The following is a 2,204-nucleotide window of genomic DNA, read 5'->3' on the forward strand; positions in this document are numbered from 1 at the left end:
GTCCCGAGGACGTGATCACCGAGATCAAATTGCTAAAGGATAATTTTCATATGGATCATATTTGGTTTTGTGATGATATTTTTGGTTTAAAACCAGGTTGGGTAGTAAAGTTTGCACAACTTGTTGAACAGGAAAATCTTAAGTTCAGCTACAAGATCCAATCCCGGGCCGACCTGCTTTTGGAAGAAGAAACAGTACAGGCGCTGGCGGCTTCGGGTTGTGATAACGTTTGGATAGGTGCCGAAAGCGGTTCGCAAAAAATACTGGATGCCATGGATAAAGGTATTACCACACAGCAGATATTTACAGCTACGCAACTCATGAAAAAACATGGCATAAAACCATCGTTTTTTATCCAGTTTGGTTACCCTGGCGAAACTAAGGAAGATATAGTGCAAACTATCCGGATGATCAACAACCTTTTACCGCATGAAATAGGTATTTCGGTTTCTTATCCGCTGCCGGGTACCTTGTTTTATGAAAAGGTAAAAGCCGATCTTCAAAAAAAGACCAACTGGACAGACTCCGACGAAATGGCACTGATGTTTAGCAATACTTTTAGTCCCGCTTATTATAAACAGTTGCATAAGTACGTGCATCAAAACTATCATGCCCATTTGGCTACATATAATCTTGTAAAACTGCTTAACAATCCTTTTAAATTAAACACAAAGCGCATCAGGAAAGCGGTATCGGTTTTATATCATGCACCGGCAATGATGATAGAAAGGTTTAAGTTAAGTCAATTGGAGAAAGCGTCATGACCAATATCAGCATAACAAATAATAATGAGGCCGATGCATCAACCGCTTTTACCCGTCAATCGATAGTTTTTGACGAGATCTATTCGGGCAATACTATTATCAATTATAAACGGGCGAGGGTAAGGCAGCATGTTTTACAACATCTGGCACCATGCAGCAGCATATTGGAGCTAAACAGCGGCACCGGCGAAGACGCCATATTTTTTGCCAGGGCAGGGCATAAGGTTCATGCAACAGATATATCTACCGGTATGCAACAAGTGCTGCAGCAAAAATCAGCCCCTTACCGTAACCTGATCAGTTTTGAAACATGCTCTTTTACCCAGCTTGATCAATTACAAAACCAGGGACCATTTGATCATATATTTTCAAACTTTGGCGGTCTTAATTGTACCGGTGAACTGGAGAAGGTTTTGCTGTCATTTGATGCATTGCTTAAACCGGGTGGTAAGGTAACCCTGGTTATTATTCCCGGGTTTTGCTTGTGGGAAACACTACTTGTTTTCAAAGGCAAATTCAAGACCGCATTCCGCAGGTTTTTTAGCAGCAAGGGAAGAACAGCCCATATTGAAGGGACTTATTTTAAATGTTATTATTACAGCCCGTCATTCATTACCAATACCTTACAGCAATCATATAGGGTATTGGGCTTAGAAGGACTATGTACGCTGGTACCACCATCATACATAGAAGACTTTGCCGAGAAGCACCCCAGGGCCTATAATTTCCTGAAAAATAAAGAGGACAAATGGAAGGATAAATGGCTCTGGAAATACATGGGCGATTATTTTATCATTTCATTAGAGAAGAAATAGTCAGGGGAAACCAAATCAATAAATAACTTGTGGCATCCCTTATAAAATACTTTCCTATAGAAGAAATAAGTATTTCATAAAAAAAATAAGTGTATAGCAAAAGATAATATTATTATCTTAGTAAAAACACTGCCCATGAAGCTAAATATAATAACCTTTGGGTTAACGCTATTATTGATCAATGCCACTATCATTGTTGGCTGCAACAATAATAATCCTAAGATTGTTAAGCATAATGGTGAAAAAGACCTGATCTCTTTTAAATCAATAGAAGGAATTAGCTACACGGAGGTAAATCGTCGTCAAAAAAATGGCCTTTCATTTAATGAGTATGGTTACCAGTTAGAACCTCAATGGAAATTAAATTTCGTTTCAGATGATTCAGTAAGCATATATAGCCTCAATAAAAAACGCTTTTTTAATTTTCCGCTCTCACGGGGTTATGACTCTGTTTTTAACACAATCCGAACCTGGCTAAAAGTAAAAAAGATGAGTAAAGACAGCCTCGTATTGGAAATGCTTAAAGCCCAAAATGATACTGTCGACATCACAGGCGCTGGGGTTTATATGACTTTTTACGCTGATAATTATGTGAAAAATGTACTGCGAAGTGATACAACTATAC

2 protein-coding genes and 1 pseudogene are annotated in these 2,204 nt (G+C 38.6%); all 3 read left to right on the forward strand.

Features of this window, described 5'->3' with window-relative positions:
* On the forward strand, positions 1-764 hold a 764-nt coding region (locus AC1DRQ_RS30875), incomplete at its 5' end, for a B12-binding domain-containing radical SAM protein (protein ID WP_477429857.1).
* Positions 761-1,579 (forward strand): class I SAM-dependent methyltransferase, encoded by an 819-nt coding sequence (locus tag AC1DRQ_RS30880; protein WP_477429859.1) that lies wholly within the window; start codon positions 761-763, stop codon positions 1,577-1,579. The genes AC1DRQ_RS30875 and AC1DRQ_RS30880, both read left to right, overlap by 4 nt.
* Positions 1,580-1,714: 135 nt before the next feature.
* Positions 1,715-2,204, forward strand: a pseudogene (locus tag AC1DRQ_RS30885) (hypothetical protein); the annotation flags it as partial.

The organism is Mucilaginibacter sp. P4_E8 (assembly GCF_056401495.1).